This window comes from Anatilimnocola floriformis (assembly GCF_024256385.1).
GTDB classification, from domain to species: domain Bacteria; phylum Planctomycetota; class Planctomycetia; order Pirellulales; family Pirellulaceae; genus Anatilimnocola; species Anatilimnocola floriformis.
Genome location: NZ_JAMLFW010000001.1, coordinates 5,461,172 through 5,483,941, shown reverse-complemented (window position 1 = coordinate 5,483,941; position 22,770 = coordinate 5,461,172). Strand labels below are relative to the sequence as shown.

The 22,770-nt window shown below is 59.6% G+C and carries 16 protein-coding genes; 11 read left to right on the top strand and 5 right to left on the bottom strand.

Annotated elements, in window-relative coordinates; genetic code table 11:
• Positions 1–7 precede the first annotated feature (7 nt).
• From M9Q49_RS21645 to M9Q49_RS21630, 4 genes are all read right to left on the bottom strand, one after another.
• Complete coding sequence (locus tag M9Q49_RS21645; RefSeq protein WP_254510918.1) at positions 8–1,066, bottom strand: Lpg1974 family pore-forming outer membrane protein; 1,059 nt, start codon at positions 1,064–1,066, stop codon at positions 8–10.
• A gap of 184 nt (positions 1,067–1,250) precedes the next feature.
• On the bottom strand, positions 1,251–2,666 hold the full coding sequence (locus tag M9Q49_RS21640) for a sensor histidine kinase (protein ID WP_254510917.1): 1,416 nt from the start codon (positions 2,664–2,666) through the stop codon (positions 1,251–1,253).
• Between the two features lie 138 nt (positions 2,667–2,804).
• Positions 2,805–3,194: a hypothetical protein gene (locus M9Q49_RS21635; protein WP_254510916.1), complete on the bottom strand. Its 390-nt coding sequence runs from the start codon at positions 3,192–3,194 to the stop codon at positions 2,805–2,807.
• A 128-nt stretch (positions 3,195–3,322) separates the two neighbouring features.
• Positions 3,323–4,591 (bottom strand): DUF1501 domain-containing protein, encoded by a 1,269-nt coding sequence (locus tag M9Q49_RS21630; protein ID WP_254510915.1) that lies wholly within the window; start codon positions 4,589–4,591, stop codon positions 3,323–3,325.
• Between the two features lie 1,127 nt (positions 4,592–5,718).
• Between M9Q49_RS21630 and M9Q49_RS21625 the strand changes: the two genes are divergently transcribed.
• From M9Q49_RS21625 to M9Q49_RS21575, 11 genes are all read left to right on the top strand, one after another.
• Positions 5,719–6,627, top strand: coding sequence for a hypothetical protein (locus M9Q49_RS21625; RefSeq protein WP_254510914.1), 909 nt, complete (start codon positions 5,719–5,721; stop codon positions 6,625–6,627).
• 274 nt (positions 6,628–6,901) lie between these two features.
• Entirely contained in the window at positions 6,902–7,828 is a 927-nt protein-coding gene (locus M9Q49_RS21620; protein WP_254510913.1) for a carbon-nitrogen hydrolase family protein, read from the top strand.
• 272 nt (positions 7,829–8,100) lie between these two features.
• Positions 8,101–8,664 (top strand): GTP cyclohydrolase I FolE, encoded by a 564-nt coding sequence (gene folE, locus M9Q49_RS21615; RefSeq protein ID WP_254511877.1) that lies wholly within the window; start codon positions 8,101–8,103, stop codon positions 8,662–8,664.
• A 14-nt stretch (positions 8,665–8,678) separates the two neighbouring features.
• Entirely contained in the window at positions 8,679–9,473 is a 795-nt protein-coding gene (locus M9Q49_RS21610) for a hypothetical protein (protein ID WP_254510912.1), read from the top strand.
• 8 nt (positions 9,474–9,481) lie between these two features.
• Positions 9,482–9,973: a hypothetical protein gene (locus tag M9Q49_RS21605; RefSeq protein WP_254510911.1), complete on the top strand. Its 492-nt coding sequence runs from the start codon at positions 9,482–9,484 to the stop codon at positions 9,971–9,973.
• Positions 9,974–10,085: 112 nt separating this feature from the next.
• A complete protein-coding gene (locus tag M9Q49_RS21600) occupies positions 10,086–13,055 on the top strand; it encodes an FAD-binding oxidoreductase (RefSeq protein ID WP_254510910.1) in 2,970 nt (989 codons plus the stop codon).
• Positions 13,052–13,297 carry a MoaD/ThiS family protein gene (locus M9Q49_RS21595; RefSeq protein WP_254510909.1) on the top strand — a complete coding sequence of 82 codons (246 nt, stop codon included), beginning with the start codon at positions 13,052–13,054 and terminating at the stop codon, positions 13,295–13,297. The genes M9Q49_RS21600 and M9Q49_RS21595 overlap by 4 nt, the downstream gene beginning before the upstream one ends.
• A 50-nt stretch (positions 13,298–13,347) precedes the next feature.
• The gene (locus tag M9Q49_RS21590; protein WP_254510908.1) at positions 13,348–13,785 is read left to right on the top strand and encodes a molybdenum cofactor biosynthesis protein MoaE; all 438 of its coding nucleotides are present in this window, start codon (positions 13,348–13,350) and stop codon (positions 13,783–13,785) included.
• Between the two features lies 1 nt (position 13,786).
• A complete protein-coding gene (moaA, locus tag M9Q49_RS21585; RefSeq protein WP_254510907.1) occupies positions 13,787–14,788 on the top strand; it encodes a GTP 3',8-cyclase MoaA in 1,002 nt (333 codons plus the stop codon).
• 5 nt (positions 14,789–14,793) lie between these two features.
• Positions 14,794–15,951, top strand: a complete 1,158-nt coding sequence (locus M9Q49_RS21580; RefSeq protein ID WP_254510906.1) for an aminotransferase class V-fold PLP-dependent enzyme — start codon at positions 14,794–14,796, stop codon at positions 15,949–15,951.
• 118 nt (positions 15,952–16,069) lie between these two features.
• Complete coding sequence (locus tag M9Q49_RS21575; RefSeq protein ID WP_254510905.1) at positions 16,070–17,383, top strand: hypothetical protein; 1,314 nt, start codon at positions 16,070–16,072, stop codon at positions 17,381–17,383.
• Between the two features lie 137 nt (positions 17,384–17,520).
• Here the strand turns inward: M9Q49_RS21575 and M9Q49_RS21570 are convergent, their stop codons facing one another.
• Positions 17,521–22,542, bottom strand: a complete 5,022-nt coding sequence (locus M9Q49_RS21570; protein ID WP_254510904.1) for a beta strand repeat-containing protein — start codon at positions 22,540–22,542, stop codon at positions 17,521–17,523.
• Between the last annotated feature and the right edge of the window lie 228 nt (positions 22,543–22,770).

Genomic DNA, 22,770 nt, shown 5'->3' with positions numbered 1-22,770 from the left:
CAATCGCCTACCAGGTAAAGCCTGTCGCCAGACTCAGGCCGAGTAGCGTTGCGTTTCCGGGGCCGCCGCTAGCAAAGCTATTCGTCGTCAATTCGCCGATGGTGCCGCCGAAGCCGGCGCCACGATTTTCTTGGTTGTTGACATTCCAGTGCTGGAATTCGAAGGCGCAGCGCACGAAGCAGTTGTAGGGCATCTCCAGCAAACGAAATTCGTATTGCAAACCCAATTGCGATTCGATGATGTCAAGCGTGCTGGGAACGTTTCGATCAAGATCATCGTTCGCAGCTCCCACCAGCGGAGCGCTCGGCGAACTCGCCACCGTGCCAGCCGAGCGGGCCACCATGTCGGACCGGCCAAACAGCATCGAGCCCCGCCCGCTCCACAGCAGGTACAGGTTACTCCCCCACAATCGATTGCGAGAACTAAAGCCCAGCGATGCGCCAGCGCCATCAAACTGGCAGTTGTTCTGCAGATTCAGGTTCACGAAGTTGCCGGTTGTAAACACGCCGAACGAATCGATGCCCGAGGAGACGTCGAACGAACCATAGCGAGCGCCAGCAAAGGCATCGAGCTTCCAATCGTCCGACATGTAAAAGCTGCGAACCACATCGAGATCGACGGCGGTGAGTTGTGCGTTGCCCCAAGCGGTGTAAGTGCCAAAGTTCGTGCCTGTCGTGGGAATCGCGGGATTCAAGTGCGGCGTGCGCGATTCACTGGCACTCGCCGAAAAGTAGCTGCCGCGGAGGCCCCAATTTTCGTTCAGTTGCCGGCCGAGCCAAAAACGAGGAGCGGCTGCGTAATCGGCGACGCCTTCGCCATCGCGAAAGGCCGTCGTCGCCACGCCCGGCGCGGTTGTATCGCTAAACGACACAGTTATCTGACCGCCAGAGTCGGCATTGACATTCAAGAACAAAAACTCGGCGCCGCTGTACCAATAAGCCGTTGGTTGATAGACCGTCGCGGCCACGCTTGGTTCGCCGAGGTCGTCATATTCCTGGGCCGTTGCCGTGGCGACGCAGCAACAAACGACGAGGGCCGCCGCTGCGGCAATTCGTTGTATGAACACGAGAAATCCTTTTCGGCCGGCAGAACCGAGGGCAGGTGTGATTTCTTGAAACTGCTTGCCAATAATCCGCTAGCAGTGAATACAGCGAAGTTGCGGGCAGTCTTCCGTTTCATCGGATGCGCATCCGCGCCATCCTGCGATTTCCTCTCAGCGCCAGCGAAGTCAGCCCAATTTGTTGCCGTGCTTAGACAGCACTTGCCGTAACGGCTGGCGTCGCCGGCTTGCAGCGTTTGAGAGTGACGCGAAACGTGGAACCCTTGCCCGGTTCGCTCACCACTCCCACGCTGCCGCCGAAAGCTTGCGTGAGATTCTTTACGATCGACAGGCCCAGGCCCGTGCCCCCCATCTCGCGCGAGCGGGCGCGATCGACACGATAGAACCGCTCGAAGATCCGCACCAACTCCTTGTCAGCGATGCCGATGCCGCTGTCTTTGACTTCGATGGTAACGGTCTCTTCCGTCGCCTGGCAGCGAATAAAAACCTCGCCGCCGGTCGTGGTGTATTTGATCGCGTTGTCGACGAGGTTGCTGAGAATCGTACGCAGTCCTTCTTCGTCACCGCGAGCCGTGAGTTCGTCGGCGGGAAGTTCACCAACCAGATCAATCTGTTTCGCCGCGGCCAGATCGGCAAATTGCGCCAGGCATTCGTCGATTAACTCGGCCAAGCCGACGTCGATGATGTTGAACGTCTGCTGCCCCGATTCGATCCGCGCGATCTGCAGCATGTCGAGAATCAGCTGATGCAGCCGCTCGGCTTGCTCTTCGATCCGCAGCACAAACGCCAGATTATTCTCCGGGTCATTCACCGCCCCCATCCGCAGCGTCTCGGCATAGGCCTTAATCGCGGCGAGCGGCGTTTTCAATTCGTGCGAAACATTGGCGACGAACTCGCGGCGGAGATTCTCGAGCCGCCGCAGTTCCGACACATCATGAATAACGACCATCACGCCGGGACAAGGTTCGCCGGGCAAACGCGTGGCTCGCAACAACAGCACTCGCCGTTGCACGCCGGGCGAATCGAACTCACGCTCGACGGCCTTCGTCGTTTCGAGCGCGTGTTGCACGGCTTCATAAACCGAGCGAGCCCGGGTCACTTCGAGGAGCGAGCGCCCCTGCGGCTGTGACGTCGCAAAGTCGAGCAACCGCTGAGCCGCCTGGTTGGCGAGCAGAATCGTATGATCGGGCCCAACGGCGAGCACGCCTTCGATCATGCTCGCCATGACGGTTTGCAGCCGCTGCGTGTTCTGTTGAACTTGATCGCCCCGCTGCTCAAGCCGGCCGCGAAAGAGTTGCAGCGCGCCGCTGATTTCGCTGAGCTCTTCACCCGGGAGCGACGACGGAACCGAGTCGCCATCGCCCGCCGAAATTTGCCGAGCCAAGCGGGCCAGTTCGACGAGCGGCTGATGCAGCCGCTTCAGGCTGAACCAAATCGTGGCCGCGCTAATGCACAACGCAACCAGCAGCAGCACCAACAAAACTCGGGGTAACGACCAACCCGCCGCGGCGCTGCGCGTGGCCAACATTGCCGCGGCCACGACCAAGCCCACACACAGAATGGCCTGCCATGCCAAGAGTCGCCAGAACCAGGATTGGGGATGCATGCTCCAACAATAAGATGGAGCGTCTTCATCCGAAAGAGGCTCTCGCGTGAAGAATCGATGAAGTCATTCCTACTCCCTCTCCTCGGTACTCCGGGGAGAGGGCCGGGGTGAGGGGCCTTTGGCGAGTTGACGCCCCAATCAGCAGCCGATGGGATTCAATCGTGCTTTAAAGACAACCCGGTCCGAGTCGTCGAGCACAACTCGCCACCGAGTGCGGAAGCGGTTGTTTTGGTAGCTGTGGGACATGAACCACGGATAGACCCTGTATTCGCAAACGGTTCCCCACTGCGGATTCGACTTAGAAAATTGCGGCTCGCCAACCAGTTCAATCATTGTTGCTCGCGTATCGCCGATCTTCAGCTTCGCGATACTCTGCTCATGCCTGAGGATTGGGAACCTAGCCGCGGTATAAGCGGCGTGCGCCACCAGCACGCAACCGAAAGCCAAAGCGGTGAGACGCTTAAGCCACCGCCAAGGATGAATTGCTGCCGCTGTTTTAGGCTTGCCGTCGAAGAAATACATATCCATCGGTGCACCAGGGCCGAGTATTTGGTGGCAGCCCCAATACGCACGATCGTGATGGATGGTTCACGAAAACCCCGAGTCAAATCCGCGGCCAAGTCCGTTCATCGACCGCGGAGCGGATCGACGACTTGCTACACCAATTCCTTAATCGGATCGCGGTGGTCGGTCAAAAACTGCGGCCGACCGGCGGGGTCGATGATGCTGGTCTTGTTGCAGTCGATTCCCATGTTGTGATACAGGGTCGAGAAGACTTCCTGCAGGTGAATCGGGCGGTCCTTGGCTTCTTCGGCGTTCTTGGTCGACGAGCCGATGAACTGACCGGTCTTCATGCCACCTCCGGCGAGGAAGCACATGGCCACGCGCGACCAGTGATCGCGGCCCGAGGTCATGTTGATCCGTGGTGACCGGCCAAATTCGCCCCACATCACGATGCTCACGTCTTTGTCCATGCCTCGCTCATGCAGATCGCTGATCAGGGCACTCATGGCCCGATCGAGCTTCGGCAGTTGCTTTTTCAGTTGGCTGAAGTTGTCGCTGTGCGTATCCCAGCCGCCCCAATCAAAGGTCACAACGCGCACGCCGGCTTCGACCAACCGCCGCGCAGTCAGGAACGAATCGACGTCCTTGCCGTAGCGTTCGCGAACTTTTGGGTCTTCCTTTTGCAGATCCAGTGCGTTGGCGACATCACCCGAGGTAACCACACCCACGGCTCGCTGCGTGAACGAATCGAGGGCCTTCATTTGGCCCGAGTGATCCACTTCCCGCTTGATCGAGTCGAGCGAAGACAGCAGATTCGTCCGCGATTCCAGGCGATCTGCCGTCATCGAACCAGTCAGCCGCAGATCGCCGCCGGACGGACGATAGGCCATATACACGGGGCCGAGATAACCAACGGGATTCTCGTTGTAAGCAATAAACGGCGGAGCGCCGCTGCCGGTTGGTCCCATCAAGCGGGCAATCACGCTGCCAATGCCGGGGCGGCCGCCGATGTTCCGCAGGTCACTGCGCGGATAGCCGGTTTGCGTGTGGAAATTGCTGTGGTCGTCGACCATGCCGATCAGCGAGCGAATGACGGCGTATTTGTCCGTCATCTTGGCGAGCTGCGGGAAGTGTTCGCAAATGTCAAAGCCCGGGACGTTCGTCTTGATCGGGTTAAACTCGCCGCGGAACTCCTGAGCCGCTTCGGGCTTCAGGTCAAACATGTCCTGGTGCGATGGCCCGCCACCCAGGTGAATGTTGATGACCGCCTTGTTCGAAGAGGTAATCCCCGCTGCTGCTTCAGCCCTGTAGAGACCGGCCAGTGTCATGCCGCCCAACCCCGCAAAGCCCAGCTTCAAAGCAGTCCGCCGCGACATGCCATCACAATACCGACCGGTTGAACCGTAGTTGATCTGGAACATGGGGCAAATCCTTTTGGAGGTGGGAGGAAAGGACTCAGGTAGGCACAGATTGATATGTACTGGCCGGGGCCAAATGTTACGCAAACATTTCTCAATTCCAACTGCGGAGTTGCCGGATGCATCTTCCCTTAAGTTTCGTTCGCTCCCGACGTTACAACAGTTGTTGCGGAAGCTAAACGTATCGCAGGTCCTTGGAAAATATAGTGTTACGTTCGAAGGCAGCCGGCTTTCCACAACACTTGCCAAACCAGACAAAACGACACTTACGCCATTTGGTTTTGTCATAAGCATTTAAATCAAAATCACTTAAAGGAACCCGCGATTCCGCAACCGCTATTTTCATTGTTTCTCCCACAACAACCCCAACCGCTCACGTCAGCGACGCTGTCACGGCGAGCGACGGAATGGCCCGGCTGCCAGCCAACAATTTGGAACAATCTGAACACCCCCCCTTTCATACCCCTAGAATATAACAGGTGATACAACTTTTCGAATTCGCTGTAAAGTAATACACCAAAACGATTTACTGCGAAAATCAGCTGCAATATCGGGGTTCTCCTATTGCATTGTATTCTAGTTAAAATGGGCGGGTCTAAAATCGCCTGAACATGTCGCTTCAACTCGCTCTGGCCCATGGCATCCCCCTTCGCGCGTCACGTCGTCACCCAGCCTCCGGCATCTAATAGACACGCCGCGTGGACAACTTGGGTCCGCACTTCTTTTGCCGAGTAACCGTTTTCACGCTGGCAATGCATGCATCGTGAGCGCTCGGCAGGCAGCATCCTTTCCTGCTCCCCTCGCCCCGCTTCGGGGAGAGGGGCTGGGGGTGAGGGGTGAACCGAAGCGAGAGTGTGCTAATGAGCACGCACTATGGATTGCCGACCAGTTCGCCAGAAAATTGAGTCAAACTCGCGCATTATCCCCTCACCCCCGACCCCTCTCCCCGAAACGGGGCGAGGGGAGAGAAAAGGCCGACGCCAGCCATTGATTAGAGAAAGAAAAAGAGCGTGACACGCGGTAACAAATTCGCTCGTCACCCGCCTAGTTATTCGTCTGCGTGTCTCACAGGGAACGGCTCGACCGCAAACGCTCTATTCTTCCGCCTCACTCTTTTCGGAGTTGCTCTCATGGCCCACTTCGTGCACATTCCTGCGCCCAAAAATCCCGGCGACGCCGGCATTTCGGAATTAGTCCTCCCTGCGGCCAACGGCACGTGTGCGATTGGTGTGTGGGGCATGCCGGACGACAGCACGGTCGCGGCCGAAAATAATTTCAGCTTTGTCGCCGCCGAGTTTCGCAATCAAAACCAGGTCCGGTCTTTTTATCTCCGCGGCTTGAAAGCCGGCGACAAGATCGCCGCGTTCCTGCCGAGCGGCGGGCAGTTTACTTCGTGGCTGCCGGTCAAGTTCGTAAAAGGAGACAAGCACGCCACCGAGCGAGCGGCTGGCAAACTGCCGCGCAGCAAGCACAAGCCGAATTTCATTCTCGATCCGCATGGCGCTGAGCAGCGCCATCCGCCAGTCAAGGAAAGCGCCTGGCTCGATGCCGTCGAAGCCAACCTCGCCAAGATCAAAGCCAATCCGCTCGGCGCTGCCGTGCTCGGCGGCATTGTGCGCGACATCACCATCACGCCGTTCATATCGTCCGAGCAGAACGCCAACTCTGCCGTTACCTTCACGCCGCAGCAATGGAACGGGGCCGGCGCGGGAGATCGCGCCGACGAAGTGCTGCTGCACGAACTGATTCACGTCCTCGAAAACAACTTCGGCGGCTACAAAGACAACCCCGCCGACGGTTTGCAGTGGGACGACTCCGACTTTCTCACGGTCACGGTCAGCAACATGTACTCCAGCCTGGTTGGGCGTCCGCTCCGTAAAGACCACCAAGGCTTCGGCCGCATGCCGGACGGCTATCGACTCATGCCATCGCTATTCAAGACCGCCCAAGCGACGAATTTCACGAGCGTAAAAAACCGCTTGCCGGCATACTCGCGCATCTTCGCGGGATCGAGCGCGCCCTGGAACCCGTTCAAATAGGAATTAGGAAGCCCGACGCGTGAGCGAGGGTTTGGGCAAGTCGACGTGGTTACCACCAACGTGCGATAGCACCAAAAGAAGCGCTGTCGAAATCCGCATCAACTCCGCTTCCGGTTGTGCTGTCGCACGAGGGCAAACCTCGAGTCCACTCGCCCAAACCCTCGCTCACGCGTCGGGCTACCTGACCATCCGTTACCGAGTTGATACACATCGTCATTGCTTGTTCCCACACGTCCAGCTAGTTTGAAACGAACGGGGCAAGTGGAGCAGGGCGATGAACGAACGACGTGTTTTCTTGACGAGCGTGGTGGCCGGCAGCTTGGCGGTCGCCAACGGCGCGCAAGCCGAAACGAAACCTGCCTCCGAGCCAAAGAAAAAGACGGTGAAGGTCGCCGCGGTGCAATGCCCGAGCGATCTGGGCGACATCGAAGGAAACACGCGGCGGCTGACAAAGTTGGTCGAGAAGGCAGCTGCCGAGGGAGCGAAATTTGTCGTGCTCCCCGAGACCGCGATCACGGGCTATCTCTCGCAAGACCTCAAGACCAACTGGCACATTCCCGGTTGGCCGATCGAAAAGGAATTCGGCAGCAAAGATCCTCGGCCGTTCGCGCAGACCGTTCCCGGTCCGGCGACCGAGCATTTTGCCGCGCTCGCCAAACGGCTGGGCATTTATCTCACCATTCCGTTTCTCGAGAAACTGCCGAAGGGAACGGCTGACGACAACCCCGACAATCCGAAGCTCTACAACACCGTTTGTCTGGCCTCGCCGAAAGGGGAGATCGTCGCCCATTATCGCAAGCTCACTCCCTGGCCTCATCCCGAGCAATCGTGGGCCACCGACGGCGATCGGGGCGTGCAAACGTTCGACACCGAGTATGGCCGAGTCGGCCTGGCGATTTGTTACGACATTCACGAGATCCTGGAGAAGTATCAAAAGCACAAAATCTGGGCGCTCCTCTATCCGATCGCTTGGGTCGATGAAGAGCATCCCGCCGATTGGTTCTGGCACCGCTTGCCCGAGCGCGTGAAGCCCTTCAACCACTACGTGATCGGCGCCAACTGGAGCGTCGACCAAAAGCCGAAGAACAAATGGAAAGGCTACGGCTTCTCGACCATCCTCGCCCCCGGCGGCCAGGTGATCGCCACGGCGAAGAGCCTGTATGGCGAAGAGATTGTGTACGCGGAGATTGAAACCGCGTGAATGATGTAGCTGAATTCGCCAGAATTCAGATGGTGACCTTCAACTGCCCGGTCTGAATTCTGGCAAATTCAGCTACTTGGCGAATGGTTGGTCCTCCTTCCCCTTTCCGCCCTGCGAAATTAGGATGCAGGATTGCCCATTTCTTGGGGATATGGCTGAGGGGAATGCGGATGTCTGTTCCGGATTTTGAAGCGAGCGATGACCCGTGCATCAAGAGCGCGGACCTGGCCCAATTGAAGGGGGCCGCAGTCACGGCTGCGCCGCCGCATCCGATGGACTTGCCGCGGATCGAACGGGCCGTGCGTGAGATTCTTGCTGCGGTCGGCGAAGACCCCGATCGTGAAGGACTGCTCGAAACCCCGGCCCGCGTCTCACGGATGTACGCCGAGATGTTTGCCGGCCTGCATCAGGATCCGCGTGTCCATTTGCAGAAGGTCTTTACCGAGCAATACGACGAAGTCGTGCTGGTGAAGGACATCAGCTTTTGCAGCATGTGCGAACATCACCTGCTGCCGTTTACCGGTGTGGCTCACCTGGCCTACGTGCCGAACGGCAAGGTGCTCGGTTTGAGCAAGCTGGCCCGCGTGGTCGAAATGGTTGCGCGGCGGCCGCAAGTGCAGGAACGGCTGACCGAAGAGGTCGCCAATTTGCTCGTCGAAGAACTCGGCGCCAAAGGCGTGGCCGTGGTCGTCGAAGCTTCGCACAGCTGCATGACGATTCGCGGCGTGAAGAAGCCCGGCAGTTCGTGCGTCACCTCGGCGATGAAGGGCTTGTTCCGGTCGAATGTCTCGAGCCGGGCGGAAGTGATGCAGCTGATTTACGGTTCGCGGCGGTAAGTAAAGGCAACGTCGTGATCTGGCAGACGCTGGTTGAGTTTCTTTGTCATTTGACGTTCGGCGTCGCGGCGTCGATGGCTTCGCTTCCTGCGCGGTGGGTAACGAGCGGTTTCTTTCGCGTGCACCTCTGGGTGCTGATGGGCGTGCAAACTTTCGCCGCCCTCGCGCTCTGGTCGCTTAGTGGTGGACCGAGTGGTAATAGTGTCGCGACCTGGCAAATTTCGGCAGCCATCGTCGCTGCCGTGGTGAGCTACGTTGGCGCGGTGATCTGGATGTATGAAGCGAGCACGGCGGGAAAAGCCTCGTTGCTCATTGTTGCTGCGGCAGCGCTCGTCACTTGTTTGGCGCCGGCCTTTTTGAGTAATTCGGCCAGCATGTCTCCTGCCGTGCGCACCTTGCAAGTGATCACCAGCGGCGCGGTTTCTGGCCTCGTCACAACAGCGATGTTGCTCGGCCACTGGTACTTGAATACGCCGACGATGCGACTCGATCCGCTCAAGCGGCTGCTCGTATTGCTCATCGTGGCGATTGCCGTTCGCATGATGATTAGCGGCATCGGCGCGGTGATTGAAGGGAACCGGCTGAGCGCGACTGCCGAGGGAATTCCTACGGCGTGGATGCTGTTCGTTGGCCTGCGGTGGACCGCGGGGCTAATTCTGCCGCTCGTGCTGACTTATCTGACCTGGCAGACGCTGAAGATTCCGAATACGCAGAGTGCAACGGGCATTTTGTACGCCGGCGTGATTCTGGTTTTCATCGGCGAGCTGTGCGCTCAAATGCTCAGCGTCGCCGCGTCGTTTCCGCTATAATCGACCGTATGAACGTCACCTTTCGTTGCCCTCATTGCGAAGCCGTCAACCAGGCGCAGATTGCTGAAGAAGGGGCTGCCGACTTCGGCTGCTCGTCGTGCCAGGCCCGTTTCTCGGCCGAGAACTATCGCGACGGCAATGTGCTGCAATGCTTGATTTGCCCTTGCCGCGAACTGTATGTGCGGAAGGATTTTTCGCAAACGATGGGGGTGACCATCGTGGTGATCGGCATGATCATCAGCAGCGCGTTCTGGCTCTATCGCATGCCGGTTTGGACCTACGCCACGCTGTTTGCGTTTGCGGCCATCGATGTGCTTTTGTATGTCACCGTCGGCAACGTCCTGCAGTGTTATCAATGCCAGTCGCAGTATCGCGGTTTGCGGGCGCTCGAGGATCACGAGGGCTTTGATCTGGAGGTGCACGAGAAGCACCGTCAACAACAGATTCGACTGGCGCGGGCGGGAGTGGCGGCAGGCAGTTCGCCGCGGCAGCACGAGTAGCTATGATTGCCGTAGCTGAATTCGCCAGAATTCAGACTTTCGTCTCACGGCCACGCTCTGAATTCTGGCGAATTCAGCTACAGACTGCATTGCAGCAATCGGCGCTCTCCCGATGGATCCACAGCGCGAACGCATTCAAGCCGACCTGCGGGGATTAATCTCCGGCCAGGTTCGTTGCGACGACGCGTTCGTGCAGATGTATAGCACCGACGGCAGCATCTATCAGGTCGCGCCCCTCGGCGTTGTGCGGCCGCGGAATGCCTACGACGTGCAAGTGGCCGTGAAGTACGCCGCCGACAACATGCTGCCGATTCACGCGCGCGGCGCGGGCACCGGCCTGGCCGGCGAGTCGCTCGGGCCGGGCTTGGTGATGGATTTCTCGCAGGGGATGCGGCGGATCGTGAGTGTGAACCACGACCACGTCGTTGTGCAGCCCGGCGTGGTGCTCGGCCAACTGAATCGCTATCTCGCGGGCTTTGGAAAACAGTTCGCTCCCGATCCCGCCACCGGCGGCGTGACGACCGTCGGCAGCGTCGTTTCGCTCGATGCCTCCGGCAGCAATTGGCTCCGCTATGGTTCTGCCCGTCGACATGTGCGGAACTTGCAAATCGTGCTCGCCGACGGCGAATCGTTCGAAGCTGGTCGGCATCCGGTGACGGATGATCCGTATCTCGATCCGGTGCCGCGGCGACGTGAGCTTGTCCGCCGCCTGGCCGAATTGATTCAGCGCGAGGAATCGGTCATTCGCGCGAACCAGCCCAAATCGTGGGTCAATCGCTGCGGCTACCAACTGCACGATGTGCTGGCTGATGGTCAGCTCGATCTAGCGAAGCTCATCGCCGGTTCGGAAGGTACGCTGGCCCTCATCACGCAGTTGAGCCTGGCCATCGAGCCGATTCCGAAGCAGCGCGGTTTGTGCCTGCTGTTCTTCGATCGCCTGGAATCGGCCGCCACCGCCGCCAGCGAAGCGAAGTCGCTCGGCGTGAGCGCTTGCGATTTGATGGATCGGCGCATTCTGTCGCTGGCTCGCGATTTGGATCCTCGCTACGCCCAAGCCATCCCGCGCGAAGCCGAAGCCATGCTGCTTGTCGAGCAACAGGCCGAAGAATCGAGCCATGTTCTCGAAACATTGCAGCAAGTGGCGATGCGCTGGCAACGCCGCCGGCGACTAGCGTTTGGCTTTCACCTCGCGCTCTCGCCCGACGAATACGACTTGTTTCGCCGACTCACTCGCCGCGTTTCGCCCACGCTCTTTCGCGTGCAAGGCTCGGAGCGGCCCGTACCGTTTATCGAAGACGTTGCCGTTCCGCCGGACGTGCTCCCTGAGTTCCTCGTGAAGATGCAAAACGTCTTCAAGGCCTGGCAGATTACCGCGTCGTTCTTTGCTCACGCGGGGCACGGCCAGATTCACGTTCGTCCGTTTCTCGATCTGACGAGCACGGCCGATGTGAACAAAATGCCCGAGCTGGCGACGCAACTCTACGAAGAAGTTCTCGCCGTCGGCGGCACCATCAGCGGCGAGCACGGCTGCGGTCTCAGTCGTACGTGGTACGTGAAGCGACAGACCGGCGCGCTGTACGATGTGCTGCGCGAAGTGAAGCGGATTTTTGATCCGCAGAATCTGCTCAACCCCGGCAAGGTTGTGGCCGACGTGCCGCAGCCGCTGACGAAGAACCTGCGATTGGCTGAGGCCGAAAGCACTGATCGGCCGTTGACTGAAACGCAGATCGCCGACAATCCGCCGAAGGAAAAGGTCGATCTGCATCTGGTCTGGCGGCAGCTACCGCAGATCGAAGCCGACAGCTGCAACGGCTGTGGACGCTGCCGAACGATGTCGCCCGAAATGCGGATGTGTCCGATCTTTCGCTATGCACCGGCCGAAGAATCGTCGCCGCGGGCGAAAGCCAACCTGATGCGTTCGGTGCTGCAAGGCGAACTGCCGGCCAGTTCGCTAGCCAGCGAACAGCTCAAAGAAATCGCCGATCTGTGCGTCAACTGTCATCAATGCCGATTGGAATGTCCCGCCGAAGTTGATATTCCGAAGTTGATGATCGAAGCCAAGAGTCAGTACGTCGTCGCGAACGGCTTGGACACGACCGATTGGTTTCTCGCGCGGTTGGATTCGGTTTCGCGCTGGGGCGCTCGCTTCGGGCCGATTGCCAATTGGATTTTGCACACGCGCTGGACTCGGTGGGTGCTCGAAAAACTGACAGGCCTCGCCCAAGGACGTAAGCTGCCGCGGCTGCAATCGACGACTTTCATGCGCCGCGCCGATCGCAACCGCCTCACGCGCCCCGCGCGCCGGACCGGCGGCAAGGTGTTGTACTTCGTCGATGTTTATGCGAATTGGTACGACACGCAGCTCGCCGAATCGCTCGTTGCGATCATGCAGCATCACGGCATCGCGGTGTATGTGCCGGCTGGCCAGCTGCAATCGGGCATGGCGCGGATCTCGCTCGGCGATGTCGAGCGGGCGCGCAAACACGCGGCAAAAAATGTCGCGATTCTTTCCGAAGCCGTTCGGCAGGGTTACGAAATTGTCTGCACCGAGCCTTCGGCGGCGCTCTGCCTGACGCAAGAATATCCGTCGCTGCTCGACGATGACGATGCCCGCCTCGTGGCGGAACATACGACCGATGCCTGTGCTTATCTTTGGAAGATGCACGAGGTCGGCCGACTCGAGCTCGACTTGCGGCCGATCAATCTCACGCTTGGCTATCACCAACCCTGCCATTTGCGAGCGCTCGATGTGGGTTCGCCTGGCGAGAGCCTCTTGCGGCTCATTCCAGGCCTGAGTGTCCGCCGTATCGAACGCGGTTGCAGCGGCATGGCGGGCACCTTCGGCTTGCGGCGCGATAACTACCGCGCCAGTCTTCGCGCCGGCTGGGGGCTTATCTCGGCCCTCCGCGATCCGCTGATTGATTTGGGGACGACCGAGTGCAGTGCATGTAAAATACAGATGGAGCAGGGGACCACGAAGCCGACGATCCATCCGCTGAAGATGCTCGCGCTGGCGTACGGCTTGATGCCGGAGATCGAAGCGCTGCTGACCGCCCGCGGCGAGGAGTTGCTAGTTACATGATGATCTGGGTCAAACTCTTCGCGGCTGCCAAACAACGGGCCGGCGCACAGGTGACGAATTTTGCTTTTGCCGAAGGAGCAACCGTGGCCGATTTGCGCAAGGCGCTAGCTGCGGAGTATCCGACGCTGGCCGATTTTTTGCCGCATTGTCGGATTGCAGTGAACTGTGATTTTGCCGGGGATGAGGTGGTGCTGAGTGAGTCGCAGGAGATTGGAGTGATTCCACCGGTGAGTGGTGGTTGATAATGAAACTCCCTCTCCCCTGAATACAGGGGCGAGAGAACAAAGTGACAATGATCCAACTAACCAACGAACAAATCGACACGCAACAAATCCTCGCTGCGGCCGCCCATCCGCATGCAGGCGCGGTTGTATTGTTTCTCGGTGTCACCCGCCAACTCACTGCCGGTCGCGAAACGGCTTCGCTCGATTACGAATGCTATCCCGAAATGGCGACGAAGAAACTCGTCGAACTCGAAGTCGAAGCCCGCGCGAAATGGCCGTTGCTGCAGTGCGTCATCGTTCATCGCCTCGGTCATTTGGAGATCAGCGAAGCCAGCATTGCCATCGCGGTTAGTTCGCCGCATCGTGGCGCGGCGTTCGAAGCGGGGCAGTGGCTCATTGACACGATCAAGGAAGTCGTGCCAATTTGGAAGCAGGAGAACTGGCAGGACGGATCGAGCGAATGGGTCCATCCGGGTACGCCCGGCAAGGACACTGGCACGACGTAACATGACAACTGGCGGACCACTTATCGACAACCTCGGCAGGGTGCACAACAGCCTGCGGATCAGCGTCACCGATCGCTGCAACATCCGCTGCTTCTACTGCATGCCCGAGGAAAACGTCCGCTTCCGCCCGCGACACGAACTCCTCTCGTTCGAAGAAATCACCCGCCTGGCCCGCGTGATGGCTGGCCTCGGCGTGAACAAACTGCGGCTCACCGGCGGCGAACCACTCGTCCGCGCGGAGTTGCCGAAGCTGGTCTCACAATTGGCCGCTGTGCCCGGCATCGACGAGATTGCTCTCACGACCAACGGCATCTTGCTCGCCGAACAAGCCCGCGCGCTGAAGGACGCCGGCCTCACTCGCGTGAACATCAGCCTCGATGCGATGACCGAAGAAACGTTCCGTCGCATCAGTCGGCGCGATGGTCTCGATCGTGTGCTGGCCGGCATTGCGGCGGCCAAAGAAGTCGGATTTCCGCGGATTCGTTTGAACACGGTGGCAATTAAAGGCATCACCGAGCCGGAGATTCCCGCGCTGGCGAAATTCGCGAAGCACGAAGGGATGGAGCTCCGCTTCATCGAGTTCATGCCGCTCGATGCCGAGGAAAACTGGCAACACGACCAGGTTCTCACCGGCGAAGAAATCCGCCGTTCAATCGAAACCGCCATCGGCCCGCTCGAACCGGCATCGCGCCCCGATCCAAGTCAGCCAGCGATGGATTTCAACTATCAAGATGGCAGTGGCAGTGTCGGCTTCATCAATCCTGTCTCGCAGCCGTTTTGTCATGACTGCAATCGCCTGCGCGTGACGGCTGAGGGACAACTGCGAAACTGTTTGTTCTCCACGGTCGAATGGGATGCTCGCACGCTGCTGCGCAAGAACGTCGGCGATGAAGAACTAGCGCAACTGATTCGCGACTGTGTGCGGGCGAAGAAGCCTGGCCATGGGATCGATTCGGCTGACTTCATCCGCCCCCAGCGGGCCATGTATCAGATCGGCGGATGAGTTCGATGGCCGATCCTCAGCGTATTTATCTCGACAACGCGGCCACCAGCTGGCCGAAGCCCGATGCTGTTTACCGCGCTGTCGATGAATATCAGCGTGCGAACGGCGCGGCGGCAGGTCGTGGGGTTTATCGCTCTGCTCAAGCAGCCGAGCGAATTGTTTCGCAGTGTCGCAAACGCCTCGCCGATCTGATCGGTGCGCCGGCGCCGGAACAGATAATTTTTACGCTCAACGGCACGGATTCGCTGAATCTCGCCTTGCAGGGCATCTTGAAGCCCGGCGATCACGTCATCACGAGTGTGTGCGAGCACAACAGCGTGCTGCGCCCGCTGCATACACTGAAGAAATCGATCGGCATTGAGTTCACGCCCATCGGCTGCAACGGCGCTGGCGAGATCGATCCGAACGCTGTTCGCCGCGCGATCACGACCAAAACAAAACTCATCGCGCTCGTACACTCATCGAATGTAACCGGTGCCGTTCAACCGCTGATCGAAGTTGGACGAATCGCGAAAGAACACCAGCTAACGTTTCTCGTCGACGCCGCGCAGTCGCTCGGCCACATTTCCGTCAACGTCGCCGATCTCGGCTGCCAGTTGCTTGCGGCGCCGGGACATAAAGGATTACTCGGTCCGCTCGGTGTCGGCATGCTTTACATCGCGCCGAGCATCACCGGCCGATTGCAACCGATTCGCCAAGGGGGCACCGGCACAAAGAGCCATGAACCGGAGCAGCCCGAGTCACTTCCCGATCGCTACGAGTCCGGCAATCTGAATGTTCCTGGCATCGCGGGGCTCAGTGCGGGAATTGCCTGGCTGCAGGAGCGAGGACTGCCAGCAATCCATCAGCACGAACTGCAGTTGCGCGAGCATCTCGTTCGTTCTCTCCGCGAAATGGCTCATGTAACGTTCTACGGTCCAGCCGACAGCACAGATTGCGTCGGCGTGGTTAGTTTCAACATTCGCGACTTCGATCCGCAGGAAGTAGCCGCTGCCCTTGATGCTGCGGCGAGCTTGGAGCTGCGCGCGGGACTTCACTGCGCACCCCTCATGCACGCAGCGCTCGGCACGACGCCGGCCGGCACGGTTAGGGCCAGCTGGGGACCGTTTTCGACGCTGGGACAGATTGACGCATTGATTGCGGCGGTGCGGGATTTTGCTTGAGCGGCAATTTCTTGCCCGCAACGGCTCCACCCGATACGATGAACCCCGGAGGGCCGTGGTCAGGGGCTGATCGTTTGAATCTGCAATTGAATCGCCGCCAGCGATTTGGAGCGTTGCCATGCACGCCAGGCAATTGGTTGCTGTGAGTCCCAAGTTTTTGTCGTTTGTCGCTATCGCCATTTTCGCCGTCATCACTTTCGGCAGCACAGCCTCGGCCAACGATGCGGTACTCAAAGCGGGCCTGACCAAGATGCTCGAAGTGGGTTGGAGCGTCACGCCGACGGCCCGCGCTGCTGCCGATGCGCAGTACATCGAATTGCAAGCGACCTCGGCTGGCGATGTGCGGCTGCTGACGGCTTCGTCGCTCGTGCTCCTGCAACAACGCCGCTACGAAGAAGCCGGCAAACGGCTCGATGAATTGCTGGCCGTCGACGACGACAATATTCTCGCGCTGCGAGCCAAGACTTGGCTGGCAACGACCATGAAGAGCTACGGCAGCGCGATCGTCACGGCGGAGAAACTCCGCGCCGCCTTGCCGAAGGAAACCACGCAAGATGCCGCCGCGGAAGCGATGGCTCAGGATCAAATCGCCTTCCTCGGCCGACTGTGCGGATACCTGGCCGGTCCCGCCGGCGACTCGATCGATCAGAACGAGCGCAAGCAGCTCGAGCGAACGGTCCTCATTGGTTTGAGCGACGCGCGCAAGGAAGTCTTCGAACAGGCCCGCGACGGTGTGACGCAGAAGTTCTTTGAAATGACCGATACCAAGGTCGACGAAGAGAAGAAGAACGTCGAAACCCGGAAGACCGAAGCCGATCAGACGCTGCAGGATGTCGAGACCGCGCGTCGCGAGATCGAGTCGCGGGCCAATGATCTCGAATCGAATGCCACTCGCGTGCAGAAGGAATGGAACGACGAAATTGTCGCGATCGAAAAGCTCGATCAGCCGCTGGTCGCGGAACTGGCTCGGTTGCAGGCCCGCAAAGACATCGTGAGAAACGATCTGGCCTCGTATCAGATTCAAATCGACAATCTCAGTGCCCGCGCGGCGCGCGAACGCGATCCAGTCATTCGCAGTCAACTCCGCAACGATATCGACCAGCTCGCCTTTCTCGCCAACCGCCTGGCCGGCGACGTTGCGCTCATCAATCGGCAAGGCCAAGCCGTGGAAGGTCAGCGGGCAGTGCTCGCTCAGCGAACCGCGCGAGCTCAGGCCAACTTCGGCGGACAGCTCGAGAACATGAACAAGGAACTCGTCGCGCTCGGCAAAAAAGAGAAGCGAGTCGGCGTTGAGGAGAAGAAGGCCAGACGCCCCGTGACTGGCAGCTCCACGAAAACGATTGCGCTTTCGACGCAGGTTACGTCGCTGAGCACTTACGACAAGTTCCCGCTGGAACAAGCTCGTCAGCGATTGCTGAACGAGCTGAAGTAACTTGTCTGCGAGCGTAGGCCGGACCATTGGTCCGGCCAGGATGCGGGTACCGAGCTAAACTTTTCGCACTCGCCCCCCAGGAGCGGACCAATGGTCCGTCCTACGGAAGATGCGTGCTTTCACGGAGTGAAAGCCGACTATCGCACCACGCCGAGGCGTTTGCTCAGGATGAACGGCTGCACCGTGACTACGGCGCGGTCATCTTCGCTGGTGCCACCGTTGCCTGGGATCGAGTCGATGTCGAATTGATCAAGGCTGGTGATTTCGGCGGCGTTCACCTTGGTGCTGTTGTCGGTCACCGTGGCGATGACGGTCAGCGTGACGCTGCTGTTGGCGGCGACCGTGCCGATCGTCCACAGGCCCGTGCCCGCAACATACGTTCCTTGCGACGGGTTCGACGAGACAAACGTCAAACCGTTCGGCAACAAGTCGGTCAGCACGACATTCGTAGCAGCGGTCGTGCTCGTGTTGCTCACCGTGATGGTGAAGGTGATGTTGTCGCCGATGTCGGGCTTGATGTCGTTCACCGACTTGGTCACCGACAGGTCGGTGGAGTTCGGCGTGAGTGTGACCGAGGCCGAGTCGTCTTCGCTCGGCGCGGTGGCGCGGTTGCCAGGCGTCGAATCGCTATCGAATTGATCCGAGGCCGTCACTTCGGCAATGTTCGTCTTCACGCCGACGGTGGTAACCGTGGCGGTGATCGTCAGCGTGGCATTGGCTGCGGAGGCCAGCGTCGGCACGGTCCAGATACCCGTGGTGCTGCTGTAGGTGCCGGTGCTCGGGGTCGACGAGACAAACGTGAAGCCGGCCGGCAGCACGTCGGTCACCGCCACATTGGTCGCGGCTTGCGGACCGCCGTTGGCCAGCGTAATCGTGAAGACTACGTTTTGATTGCGATCGGGCGTCGAGTCGTTGACAGTCTTCGTGATCGACAGATCGGCGACCGCGGGCGTGACCACGGCTGAGGCAGTGTCGTCTTCGTTCGGCGCGGTACCCTTGTTGTTGGGCGTCGAGTCGATGTCGGTTTGACCAGCGGCAGTTACTTCGGCTGTATTGGTCTTCGCACCGATGGTGGTCACGGTGGCGACGATGCTCAGCGTAGCACTGCTGCCGGCATTCACATTGCCGACGGTCCAGACGCCGGTCGTGGCGTTGTAGGTACCGACGGAAGGCGTGGAACTGACAAACGTCATGCCGGCTGGCAGCAGGTCGGTGACGACCACGCCAGTGGCATTGGCCTGGCCGGCAGCGTTGCTCACGGTGACCGTGAAGGTGACATTGGCGTTCTTATTCGGCGTGGGTGTGTTGACGGTCTTGGTCAACGACAGGTCAATGGTGGTCGCCGATCCGGGCGTAACGACGATTGAAGACGTATCGTCTTCGTTTGGCGCGGTGGCCTTATTGTTGGGCGTCGAATCGATATCGGTTTGATCGGCAGCCGTGACTTCGGCGGTGTTGGTCTTCGCGCCAGTGGTCGCCACGGTGGCCGTGATCGTCAACGTCGCACTCGCGCCGGCATTGATCGCGCCGACGGTCCACACACCGGTGCCGCTGACGTAGGTACCTTGCGTCGCCGTGTTCGAGACGAAGGTCATGCCGGTCGGCAGCAAGTCGGTGACGACGACGCCGGTCGCGTTGTTCACGCCGGTCGCGTTGGTGACAACGACGGTATAGACCACAGTCGAACCGACGGCAGCCGTGGCGTTGTTCACAGTCTTAGCGATCGACAGGTCGATGCCGCCGGGCGTGACAGATGCCGACGCGGTATCGTCTTCGGTGGGGGCGGTGGCCTTGTTGTTGGGGGTCGAGTCAACGTCCCCTTCATTGGCGGCCGTCACTTCGGCAACGTTTGTCTTCACACCCGTGGTGGCCACGGTGGCCGTGATCGTCAGCGTGGCATTGGCGGCGGCATTGATCGTGCCGACGGTCCAAATGCCCGTCGTGTTGTCGTAGGTTCCTTGCGAAGGATTCGACGAAACAAACGTCAAGCCGGCAGGCAACTGATCGGTCACCGCAACGCCGGTCGCGCTGCCACTGCCTGTATTGCCCAGCGTGAGCGTAAACGTCACTGGCTGACCAACGACCTGCGTGGGGTTGTTCACCGTCTGCGTCAGGTTCAGATCGATCGAAGCCGGCGTGACGATCACCGAGGCGGTGTCGTCTTCGGTGGGCGCGGTGGCTTTGTTGTTGGGCGTCGAATCGATGTCGGTCTGACCGGCGGCAGTCACTTCGGCAGTGTTGGTTTTCGCACCCGCGGTAGCCACGGTGGCCGTGACCGTTAACGTGGCAGTTGCGCCAGCATTCACCGTGCCGACGGTCCACACACCCGTGCCGCTGTCGTAGGTGCCTTGGGCTGGGTTCGACGAAACAAACGTCAAACCGGCTGGCAACTGATCCGTAACAGCAACACCAGTCGCGTTGGTGCTGCTGGTGTTCGAAACGATGATGGTGAACGTAACGGGCTGACCGACGACTTGCTTGTTGTTGTTGACGGTCTTGGTCAACGCCAGGTCGATAGCGCCTGGATTGATGACTGCCGAAGTCGTGTCGTCTTCTGTCGCGACTGTTCCGCGGTTGTTGGGTGTCGAGTCGACATCGGTTTCGTTGACGGCAGTTACTTCGGCAATGTTGGTCTTCGAACCGGTCGCAGCGACGCTGGCGACGATCGACAACGTGGCGTTGGCGGCGGCGTTGACGGTGCCGACGGTCCAAATGCCGGTGCCGCTGTCGTAGGTGCCCTGCGAAGGATTGGACGAAACGAAGGTCAAACCAGCAGGCAACAGATCGGTCACGGCGACGCCGGTCGCGTTACCGCTGCCGCTGTTGGCCAGGGTCAATGTGATGGTGACGTTCTGTCCCACGACCTGCGTGGGGTTGTTGATGGCTTGCGTCAACGCCAGGTCGATGGTGGCTGGCGTGACCACAACCGAAGCCGTGTCGTCTTCGTTCGGCGCGGTGGCCTTATTGTTGGGCGTCGAGTCGACGTCGGGTTGAGCGGCTGCCGTTACTTCAGCGACGTTGGTCTTTGCGCCGGTGGAAGCGACGGTCGCGACAATCGACAGCGTGGCGGTCCCTGCAGCGTTGACGGTGCCGACGGTCCAGATGCCCGTGCCGCTGTCGTAGGTGCCCTGCGAAGGATTGGACGAAACAAACGTCAAGCCGGCGGGCAACTGATCGGTCACTGCCACGCCCGTGGCATTCACCGAGCCGGTGTTGCCCAGCGTGAGCGTGAACGTCACTTGCTGACCGACGACTTGCTTGTTGTTGTTGACGGTCTGCGTCAGAACGAGGTCGATCGAAGGATCGTTGACGACGGCGGTAGCAGTGTCGTCTTCGCCAGGAATCGTCGCACGATTGTCGGGCGTCGAGTCGATGTCGGCTTGATCGGCGGCGCTCACTTCGGCAGCATTGGTGACTGCGCCACCAGCATTCTTGGTGGCGACGATCGACAACGTGGCATTCGAGCCCGAGTTGACGGTGCCGACGGTCCAAATGCCGGTGGTGTTATCGTAAGTACCCTGCAGCGGGTTGGCCGAAACAAACGTGAAACCTGACGGCAATTGATCCTTCACCGCCACATTGGTGGCGTTCGACATGCCCGTCGCGTTGGCGACGATGATGGTAAAGGTTACTTGCGAACCAACGGTGACGTTGGGATTGTTGACCGTCTTCTGCACCGACAGATCGATCTGCTCTGGCGTGACGACAACGGTGTCGATGTCGTCTTCGGTGGCAATGCCGTTATTCGGCGTCGAGTCGGAATCGGTCGAACCCGAAGCCGAGATTTCTGCCGTGTTGGTCTTCGCGCCGAGCGACGAGACCGTGGCCACAAGGTCGAGTGTGACGGTGGCGCCCGCAGTCATCGTGCCGACAGACCAGATCCCGGTGGTGCTGTTGTAAGTCCCTTGCGAAGGATTCGACGACACAAACGTCAGGCCGGCGGGCAACTGATCTTTCACGGCGACGTTCAGCGCGGTATCGGGCCCGCCGTTGACGACTGTGATTGTGTACGTGACGTCATCGCCCACATTCGGCGACGCGTCGTCGACCACCATGCTCAACTCGAGATCGCTCTCGACGAAGTTGTCGAAGTCATTCTGCTTGAAACCGTCGTAGCCCATGGCTTGGATGAAATCGATGTTACCGTCCATCGCGTTGACGGTGGTATTGATTTCGAGTTCGATCGCGCCGACATCGGTGAAGTCGGCGCCGGTTCCGGCGGTCGTGGTGAAATCAGAAAACTTGAAGAACAGGTCGCTAGTGGCACTAGCCGGGATATTGACGACACGCGTCGAGAAATTTCCGCTGTCGGTATAAACGCGAATGGTCGCGGTCGCGCCGGCCTGGTCAACGAAAAAGTCCTCGAGCAAAATGCCCGCCGATTCGCCGGCATCGGTCAAGTCGCGATTGCCGAGACCGGTGAAGTCGATGGTGTTGCCGTCGTCATCGGCGTCGCCATCCCACACGGCGGTGTACTTACCTTGCGCGCCGCTGCTGGGATTCAATTCCAACTTGTTGTTGGCGGTGGTGAACGTAACCGATTGACCGCCCGTGCTGGCGGTAAGTTGAACTTTGTAATCGCGCTGGCCACCGATCGTTTCGGTCTCGGGAAGATCGGCAAAACCCGAAGCCGTGGTTCCTACCGGATCGTTGGCAACCACGGTGGGCGCACCAGCCGTGGCAAAACTATCAATCAGCGACCCCGGCGTACCTTGGGCCATCGTCGAATCGATCGTCAAAATGACGGCATCGGCCAGCAGTGTCTTGCCGCCGACGGTCTGGGCCGGCTGTTCCACCCAATAGGTGCCGGCGGGCAGGTCTTGGAAAGAGTAGTTGCCATCGCCGTCGGTCGTGCGCGAGGTGATCAGCGCATCGCCGGCGCCGGGCTCGAAATTGGCATCGCCGTCGCTGGAGTACAGGTTAATGATGGCGCCGGAAACTTCTTCACCGATGCTCAAGCCATCGCCAGTCGTATCGACGAACACCAATCCTTCAATCACACCCAGGTTGCTCGCCAGCACCGTGCGGCCTTCGAGAGGCTCCATGAACATCCGTCGCCGAGTGCGCCGCGAGGCGGCTTTCAACTCCGGCCGTTTCCACAGCCGGGTGAGCAAACTGCGCAGGAACGAAGACTCTGGACCGGACGATTGGCGTGACATAGACAGGAAACTCCCCCGCAACACTATATTCCGCGACAAATGAACTGCCGCGCGCAGTGATTCTGCGTGACTAGTGGCGAATGGGAATGACGCGGAGAAGTTCTCCCGCACGCGCAGCGCTGGTTCGACGTAGACGAACCGCCTGGCGTTCCCGCGGAAGAGAATTTTTTCGGCAGTACCGCTCGCTTGAAGAAGATCTCGCTAAGCGAAGATCATTCGCAGCAAATT

Coding starts and splice junctions, on each gene's coding strand:
- M9Q49_RS21640 (WP_254510917.1), bottom strand. CDS start 2,666: ATGCATCCCCAATCCTGGTTCTGGCGACTCTTGGCATGGCAGGCCATT.
- M9Q49_RS21635 (WP_254510916.1), bottom strand. CDS start 3,194: ATGGATATGTATTTCTTCGACGGCAAGCCTAAAACAGCGGCAGCAATT.
- M9Q49_RS21630 (WP_254510915.1), bottom strand. CDS start 4,591: ATGTTCCAGATCAACTACGGTTCAACCGGTCGGTATTGTGATGGCATG.
- M9Q49_RS21625 (WP_254510914.1), top strand. CDS start 5,719: ATGGCCCACTTCGTGCACATTCCTGCGCCCAAAAATCCCGGCGACGCC.
- M9Q49_RS21620 (WP_254510913.1), top strand. CDS start 6,902: ATGAACGAACGACGTGTTTTCTTGACGAGCGTGGTGGCCGGCAGCTTG.
- folE (WP_254511877.1), top strand. CDS start 8,101: ATGGACTTGCCGCGGATCGAACGGGCCGTGCGTGAGATTCTTGCTGCG.
- M9Q49_RS21605 (WP_254510911.1), top strand. CDS start 9,482: ATGAACGTCACCTTTCGTTGCCCTCATTGCGAAGCCGTCAACCAGGCG.
- M9Q49_RS21600 (WP_254510910.1), top strand. CDS start 10,086: ATGGATCCACAGCGCGAACGCATTCAAGCCGACCTGCGGGGATTAATC.
- M9Q49_RS21595 (WP_254510909.1), top strand. CDS start 13,052: ATGATGATCTGGGTCAAACTCTTCGCGGCTGCCAAACAACGGGCCGGC.
- M9Q49_RS21590 (WP_254510908.1), top strand. CDS start 13,348: ATGATCCAACTAACCAACGAACAAATCGACACGCAACAAATCCTCGCT.
- moaA (WP_254510907.1), top strand. CDS start 13,787: ATGACAACTGGCGGACCACTTATCGACAACCTCGGCAGGGTGCACAAC.
- M9Q49_RS21580 (WP_254510906.1), top strand. CDS start 14,794: ATGGCCGATCCTCAGCGTATTTATCTCGACAACGCGGCCACCAGCTGG.
- M9Q49_RS21575 (WP_254510905.1), top strand. CDS start 16,070: ATGCACGCCAGGCAATTGGTTGCTGTGAGTCCCAAGTTTTTGTCGTTT.
- M9Q49_RS21570 (WP_254510904.1), bottom strand. CDS start 22,542: ATGTCACGCCAATCGTCCGGTCCAGAGTCTTCGTTCCTGCGCAGTTTG.